Annotated in this window: 7 protein-coding genes and 1 pseudogene; all 8 read left to right on the forward strand. The window is 69.8% G+C overall.

Annotation, left to right across the window (positions count from 1 at the left end):
* Window positions 1–1,581, forward strand: a pseudogene (locus DI573_RS13245) (pyruvate dehydrogenase (acetyl-transferring), homodimeric type); the annotation flags it as partial.
* Between the two features lie 7 nt (window positions 1,582–1,588).
* On the forward strand, window positions 1,589–2,827 hold the full coding sequence (locus tag DI573_RS13250) for a helix-turn-helix domain-containing protein (protein WP_292815192.1): 1,239 nt from the start codon (window positions 1,589–1,591) through the stop codon (window positions 2,825–2,827).
* A gap of 44 nt (window positions 2,828–2,871) precedes the next feature.
* Window positions 2,872–3,786: an ACP S-malonyltransferase gene (locus tag DI573_RS13255; protein ID WP_292815199.1), complete on the forward strand. Its 915-nt coding sequence runs from the start codon at window positions 2,872–2,874 to the stop codon at window positions 3,784–3,786.
* The gene (locus tag DI573_RS13260) at window positions 3,783–4,811 is read left to right on the forward strand and encodes a beta-ketoacyl-ACP synthase III (RefSeq protein WP_292815202.1); all 1,029 of its coding nucleotides are present in this window, start codon (window positions 3,783–3,785) and stop codon (window positions 4,809–4,811) included. The genes DI573_RS13255 and DI573_RS13260 overlap by 4 nt, the downstream gene beginning before the upstream one ends.
* 64 nt (window positions 4,812–4,875) lie before the next feature.
* A complete protein-coding gene (locus DI573_RS13265; RefSeq protein ID WP_292815205.1) occupies window positions 4,876–5,124 on the forward strand; it encodes an acyl carrier protein in 249 nt (82 codons plus the stop codon).
* Window positions 5,125–5,185: 61 nt separating this feature from the next.
* Window positions 5,186–6,424 carry a beta-ketoacyl-[acyl-carrier-protein] synthase family protein gene (locus DI573_RS13270; RefSeq protein ID WP_292815208.1) on the forward strand — a complete coding sequence of 413 codons (1,239 nt, stop codon included), beginning with the start codon at window positions 5,186–5,188 and terminating at the stop codon, window positions 6,422–6,424.
* Window positions 6,425–6,653: 229 nt separating this feature from the next.
* Entirely contained in the window at window positions 6,654–6,905 is a 252-nt protein-coding gene (locus DI573_RS13275) for a hypothetical protein (protein ID WP_292815211.1), read from the forward strand.
* On the forward strand, window positions 6,836–7,228 hold a 393-nt coding region (locus DI573_RS13280; RefSeq protein ID WP_292815214.1), incomplete at its 3' end, for a DUF222 domain-containing protein. The genes DI573_RS13275 and DI573_RS13280, both read left to right, overlap by 70 nt.

Here is a 7,228-nt window from a genome sequence, read left to right on the forward strand (position 1 = left end):
AAGGCGGCCGTCGAGCACAAGGGCCAGCCCACCGTCATCCTCGCCAAGACCATAAAGGGCTACGGCCTGGGTCCGCACTTCGAGGGCCGCAACGCGACCCACCAGATGAAGAAGATGACCCTCGACGACCTCAAGCAGTTCCGCGACGCGATGCACATCCCCATCAGCGACGCGCAGCTCGAGGAGAACCCGTACCAGCCGCCGTACTACAACCCCGGCACGGGCGACGAGACCATCCGGTACATGCTCGACCGACGGCGCGACCTCGGCGGCTTCATCCCCGAGCGCCGCGCGACCCACGTGGACCTCGCGCTGCCGGGCGACGCCGCCTACGCCCTGCCAAAGAAGGGATCGGGCACGCAGGAGATCGCCACGACGATGGCCTTCGTGCGCCTGCTGAAGGACCTGCTGCGCGCGAAGGACTTCGGCCACCGCATCGTGCCGATCATCCCCGATGAGGCGCGCACGTTCGGCATGGACGCGTTCTTCCCGACGGCGAAGATCTACAACCCGAACGGCCAGCACTACACCTCGGTCGACCGCGAACTGCTCCTGGCGTACAAGGAGAGCCCGCAGGGGCAGATCATGCACGTCGGCATCAACGAGGCGGGTGCCCTCGCCGCCTTCACCGGCGTCGGCACGTCCTACTCCACGCACGGCGAGCCGCTCATCCCGGTCTACATCTTCTACTCGATGTTCGGCTTCCAGCGCACCGGCGACGCCCAGTGGGCCGCCGGCGACCAGATGGCGCGCGGGTTCATCATCGGCGCCACGGCGGGACGCACGACACTCACGGGCGAGGGCCTCCAGCACGCCGACGGCCACTCGCACCTGCTCGCCTCCACCAACCCGGCCACGGTGTCCTACGACCCCGCCTACGGCTACGAGATCGCCCACATCGTGCGCTCGGGCATCGAGCGGATGTACGGCGGAGCACACCCCGATCCCAACGTCATGTACTACATGACCGTGTACAACGAGCCGATCGTCCAGCCCGCCGAGCCCGAAGATGTGGACGTGGACGGCATCGTCCGCGGCATCCACCGCGTCTCGGTCGGCGAGGGCGAGGGTGCGCGCGCCCAGCTGCTCGCATCGGGCGTGGGCGTGCCGTGGGCGATCGAGGCCCAGCAGCTGCTGCGCCAGGACTGGGGGATCGCCGCGGACGTGTGGTCGGTGACCTCCTGGACGGAGCTGCGCCGCGACGGCCTCGCCGTCGACGAGCACAACTTCCTGCACCCGGGCGAGCCGTCGCGCACCGCCTACATCACGCAGAAGCTGGCCGGCGCTCCCGGGCCCGTCATCGCCGTGAGCGATTTCATGCACGCCGTTCAGGACCAGATCCGCCCCTGGGTGCAGCACGACTACTGGACGCTGGGCGCCGACGGCTTCGGCTTCTCGGACACCCGAGCCGCCGCCCGCCGGTACTTCAAGATCGACGGTCCCTCGATCGTCGTCCGCACGCTGCAGGCTCTCGCCACGCAGGGCGCCGTGGATGCCGGAGCCGTCGCCGCGGCGATCGAGAAGTACCGTCTGCACGATGTGACGGCCGGCACGACCGGGAATGCCGGCGGCGAGAGCTGACGCTCAGGTGGCAGGGACGACGCAGTCCGAGCGCAAGGCGGAGACACTCACGTGGCTCCGCCGTATCTCGGGCGACCTCGCGACAGCGACGCTGAAACGTCTCGAGGACACCCTGCCCTGGTACCGCGAGATGCCGCCTGGGCGACGATCGGCCGTCGGCTTGGTCGCCCAGGCAGGCATCACGTCGTTCATCCAGTGGTACGAGGATCCCGAGTCCACACCGTGGATCGCGGCCGACATCTTCGCGGCGGCGCCGCGGGAGCTGCTGCGCAGCGTCAGCCTGCAGCAGACCCTGCAGCTGATCCGCGTGACCGTCGAGATCACGGAGGAGCGCGTCGCCGGCCGGGGCGGAAACGTTCGCGAAGCGATCCTCAAGTACTCCCGCGACGTCGCATTCGCCGCGGCCGACGTCTATGCACGCGCCGCCGAGGCGCGCGGTCTGTGGGATGCCCGGCTCGAGGCGCTCGTCGTCGACTCGATCCTCACCGGCGAGGCCGACGCCGAACTGCCGAGCCGTATCGCCGCGCTCGGCTGGCACGGACACGGCGAGGTCTGCGTCCTCGTCGGCACCACGCCGCCGCAGTTCGACGTCGATCAGCTGCGGCGAATGGCGCGCAAGCTCGGCGTCGACGTCCTGATCGGCGTGCAGGGATCGCGCCTCGTTCTCGTCATGGGTCGCTCCGACGCGGGCGCACGTGGCGAAGAGCCTGTCGCTGACCTGCCTTTTCCGGACATCGCCCTGCACCTGGAGCCCGGGTTCGGACCCGGCCACCTCGTGCTCGGGCCTCCCGTGCCTGCGCTGGTCGATGCGAGCGCGAGCGCCCGGGCGGCCCTCGCCGGCTTCGCCGTCGCACGCGGGTGGCGGCACGCTCCACGGCCCGTCGAGGCCGACGATCTCCTGCCGGAGCGCGCGCTGGCCGGCGACCCGCTCGCCAAGCAGACCCTCGTCGAACGCATCTACCGTCCGCTGCAGGCGCACTCACCCGATCTCGTGACGACGCTGTGGAGCTACCTCGACAACGGGCGCTCGCTCGAGGCCACCGCGCGCGAACTGTTCGTGCACCCCAACACCGTGCGCTATCGACTCAAGCGCGTCAGCGAGGTGATCGGGTGGGATGCCACCGGCCCGCGCGAGGCGCTCATCCTGCAATCCGCCCTCATCCTGGGACAGGTGGCGGGTGCCGAGGGGCAGCGCAAGCGTCCCGGATTGGCGGGCGCGCACAAACGTCCGGCGGTTTCTTCGTAGCACGGCGCCAGAATCGGCATCCGTGGGATTGGCAGACTGGTCGAGTGATCGTCGTCGTATGCCCGGGACAGGGTTCGCAGTCCCCGGGTTTCCTCACCCCCTGGCTCGAGCTCGATGGAGCACGCGACACCCTCGTGGCATACTCCGAGGCCGCCGAGGTCGACCTGATCGCCGCCGGCACGGAGTGGGATGCCGACGCGATCCGCGACACGCGCGTGGCCCAGCCGCTCATCGTCGCCGCGAGCATGCTCTCGTGGCAGCATCTGCCGGGCCGCGAGCAGGTGCGAGGTGTCGCGGGTCACTCGGTCGGCGAGCTCGCCGCGCTTGCGATCAGCGGCGTCCTGGAGCCGCTCGAGGCGATGCGACTTGTCGGGGTGCGCGGGCGGGCGATGGCTGCCGCAGCCGCGCTCGAGAGCACCGGCATGAGTGCCATCCTCGGGGGCGCAGAAAGCGACGTGCTCGCGCGCCTGGCGGAGCTCTCGCTCACGCCGGCGAACTACAACGGCGGCGGGCAGATCGTCGCGGCGGGCGGGCTGGACGCGCTCGGCGTGCTCGCCGCCGAACCGCTGCGGGGTACTCGCGTGGTGCCGCTGCAGGTCGCCGGGGCCTTCCACACCTCGTACATGACCCCTGCCGTCGCCGAGCTGCGCTCCGCGGCCGACCGGGTGAGTGCATCCGACCCCGCGTTGACGCTTTGGACGAACAGCACGGGAGCCACGGTCGCCGACGGCGACGAAGCCCTGCGGCTGCTCGTCGGTCAGGTGGCGTCCCCGGTGCGCTGGGACCTGTGCATGGCGGGCTTCGCCGAAGCCGGCACGACGGGCCTGGTCGAACTCGCTCCGGCCGGCGCCCTGACGGGCCTGGCCAAGCGTGCCATGCGGGGCACGCCCGCCGTCGCGCTGAAGACTCCCGACGACCTCGAGGCCGCCGCGACGCTGCTTTCGGAGGAGAACGCATGAGCACCATCACACCCCTCGTCCAGCCGACGGGACCCGCCCACACCCGCATCTACGCCTACGGCGCGGCGCGCGGTGAGGAGTACGTCGACAACGACGCGCTCGTGGGGCCCATCGACTCCAGCGACGAGTGGATCCGCCAGCGCACCGGGATCGTCACGCGCACACGCGCCATCGCGACGACGTCGGCTATCGATCTGGCGGCCGACGCCGCCGTCGAGGCCATCGAGGCATCCGGCGTCCAGGCGTCCGACATCGACCTCGTGATCGTCGCGACGATCAGCAACCCGAAGCAGACGCCATCGGTCTCGGCGATCGTCGCCGACCGCGTCGGCGCCAATCCCGCCGCCGCCTACGACCTCAACGCAGCCTGCGCGGGCTTCGCCTACGGTGTCGCGCAGGCCGACGCCCTGATCCGAGCGGGAGCGGCGCACTACGCGGTCGTCATCGGCACGGAGAAGTTGAGCGACATCGTCGATCCCACCGACCGCAGCATCTCGTTCCTGCTCGGCGACGGGGCCGGAGCGGTGGTCGTCGGGCCGAGCGACACGCCCGGAATCGGGCCGACGATCTGGGGCTCGGACGGCTCCAAGGCCGACGCCGTGGGCATGAACCACACGCTGACCGAGTTCCGCGACGCAGCGTCGCCCTGGCCGACGCTGCGGCAGGAGGGGCCCACGGTCTTCCGCTGGGCGGTGTGGGAGATGGTGAAGGTCGCCCGGCAGGCCCTCGAGGCTGCGGGCGTGACAGCCGACGACCTGGCGGCCTTCGTGCCTCACCAGGCGAACATGCGCATCATCGACGAGTTCGCGAAGCAGCTCGGTCTGCCCGAGAGTGTCGTCGTCGCCCGCGACATCGAAACCACCGGCAACACGTCGGCCGCTTCGATCCCGCTGGCCACACACCGACTGCTCGCCGAGCACCCGGAGGTCGCCGGCGGGCTCGCCCTGCAGATCGGCTTCGGCGCGGGGCTGGTCTTCGGCGCGCAGGTCGTCGTGCTCCCGGGCACGGCGGACTCGTCGCCCTAGACTGATCTGCGGTCGCCGACACGTCCACTCCCCCGAACTCGAATCACCCATAGAAGGAGACATCATGGCCCTTTCCACCGAAGAGGTGCTCGCAGGCCTCGCCGAGCTCATCACCGACGAGACCGGCATCTCGGCCGACGAGGTCGCGCTCGAGAAGTCGTTCACCGACGACCTCGACATCGACTCCATCTCGATGATGACGATCGTCGTCAACGCCGAGGAGAAGTTCGGTGTGACGATTCCCGACGACGAGGTCAAGAACCTCAAGACCGTCGGCGACGCCGTCACCTTCATCACCTCGAACCAGTCCTGATCCGGCGGCCCGGGGGCGTGTGCCCCCGGGATCTCCGTTCTTCCCCGTGAGGTTTCGTGTCATGACCACCCCCCGTATCGTCGTCACCGGCATCGGCGCGAGTTCGCCGCTCGGCGGCACCGCCCCCGAGAGCTGGAGTGCGCTGCTCGCCGGCGAGTCGGGTGCGCGCACCCTCGAGCACGAGTGGGTCGCCACCTACGAACTGCCCGTCACGTTCGCGGCCGAGGCGAAAGTCCGCCCCGAAGCGGTGCTCGCGCGGCCGGTTGCCAAACGTCTCGACCCGGCGTCGCAGTTCGCGCTCGTCGCGGCGATGGAGGCGTGGGAGGACGCGGGAGCGCCCGAGGTCGACCCCGAGCGCCTCGGCGTCGACTTCGCCACCGGCATCGGCGGGGTGTGGACCCTGCTCGACGCGTGGGACACGCTGCGCGAGAAGGGTCCTCGCCGGGTGATGCCGATGACGGTGCCGATGCTCATGCCCAATGCGGCGGCGGGAAATCTCTCCCTCCACTTCGGAGCGCGCGCCTTCGCGCGCACCGTCGCCAGCGCCTGCGCCTCGAGCACCGAGTCGATCGTGAACGCCGTCGAGCACCTGCAGGACGGGCTCGCCGACATCGTCATCGCGGGCGGCACCGAATCCGCCATCCACCCCATCACCGTCGCCTCGTTCGCCTCGATGCAGGCGCTTTCGCGCCGCAACGACGACCCGAGCACGGCATCGCGCCCGTGCAGCGTCGACCGCGACGGCTTCGTCATGGGCGAGGGCGCCGGCGCGTTGATCCTCGAGACCGAAGAGCACGCCAAGGCCCGCGGCGCGAAGATCTACGCGTACGTGGTCGGCGGCGGCGTGACCGCGGATTCGTACCACATCACGGCCAACGATCCCGAGGGCCGTGGAGCGGCACGCGCCGTCCGACTTGCTCTGGAGATGGCCGATGCCTCGCCCGACGACGTGACCCACATCAACGCCCACGCCACCTCCACCCCGGTCGGCGATCCGAACGAGTATCAGGCGCTGAAGGCCGTCTTCGGCGCCCGGGTCGATGAGATCCCCGTCTCCGCCACGAAGGCTTCGACCGGCCACCTGCTCGGCGGCACGGGCGCGCTGGAGGCGATCTTCACGGTGCTCGCGATCGGTCAGCGTCAGGCCCCGCCCACCATCAACCTGACGACGCAGGATCCCGAGGTGCCGTTCCGCATCTCCGGCGATGTGCAGGATCTCGGTGCTGGTGACCAGCTCGCGATCAGCAACTCTTTCGGCTTCGGCGGGCACAACGCCGTGGTCGCGTTCTCCAACGCCTGATCCGAGTCTGTCTTCGCCCTCCTGGGCCTGTTGCGCGCCCTGAGCCTGTCTTCGGGCGCCCTGCCCGTTGCGCCCCCTGAGCTGTTGCGTGCCCTGACCTCGTCGAAGGGCGCTCGGGTCTCGCTGCCGACTTGAGATGAGAGAAGTCTCATTCGAGAAATTCGCCGTGGGGCGTCAGAGATACATATATACGAATGTCAATGTCGGTGGTCTGTCGTAGAGTTCGAATATGAGAACACCGACCGGCGGAGACGCACCCGACGACAACGTCGATGGCGTCGATGTCGACGGTGTGGATGCTGTCGCGGCGGCCCTTGCGGCGAAGTACGCGGCCGCGGTGGCAGGGGTGGCCTCGGCCGAAGCTGAGGTCATGGCGGTGCTGGCTCCGCCGGCCGCGAAGCCGAACTACCCTTGCGGGCACTGGCCGCGGAGCTGGGGACGTGTGCGCGGCAACCGGACCGGTCGGTGCAGCGGCGGATGAACGACGCCCATACATTGGTTACGCGCTTCGCGGCGTCGTGTGAGGCGCTGGCGGCAGGGGCGGTGTCGGTCGGGCACGTGCGGGCGATCGTGGAACACGGGGTGAAACTCACCGACCCCGACATTCGGGCCGCGTTCGAAACCGAAGCTCTGGAGCGGGCCTCGTCCACCACGCCCGGGCGGCTCGGACAACAACTCGCACGGCTCGTGGAGCAGGTGCAGCCCACGACGTTCGCGGAGCGGCATCAGGTCGCGCGCAAGAGCGGCGGGGTGTGGGTGCGGGACGTCGAAGACGGAATGAGCGAACTCCTCCTCCGGGGCCCG

The sequence above is a fragment of the Microbacterium sp. genome (assembly GCF_003248605.1).
Taxonomy (GTDB): domain Bacteria; phylum Actinomycetota; class Actinomycetes; order Actinomycetales; family Microbacteriaceae; genus Microbacterium.

Excerpts from the sequence above, each read along its gene's own strand:
- DI573_RS13260 (WP_292815202.1), top strand. The coding sequence starts at position 3,783 with ATGAGCACCATCACACCCCTCGTCCAGCCGACGGGACCCGCCCACACC.
- DI573_RS13265 (WP_292815205.1), top strand. The coding sequence starts at position 4,876 with ATGGCCCTTTCCACCGAAGAGGTGCTCGCAGGCCTCGCCGAGCTCATC.
- DI573_RS13270 (WP_292815208.1), top strand. The coding sequence starts at position 5,186 with ATGACCACCCCCCGTATCGTCGTCACCGGCATCGGCGCGAGTTCGCCG.
- DI573_RS13275 (WP_292815211.1), top strand. The coding sequence starts at position 6,654 with ATGAGAACACCGACCGGCGGAGACGCACCCGACGACAACGTCGATGGC.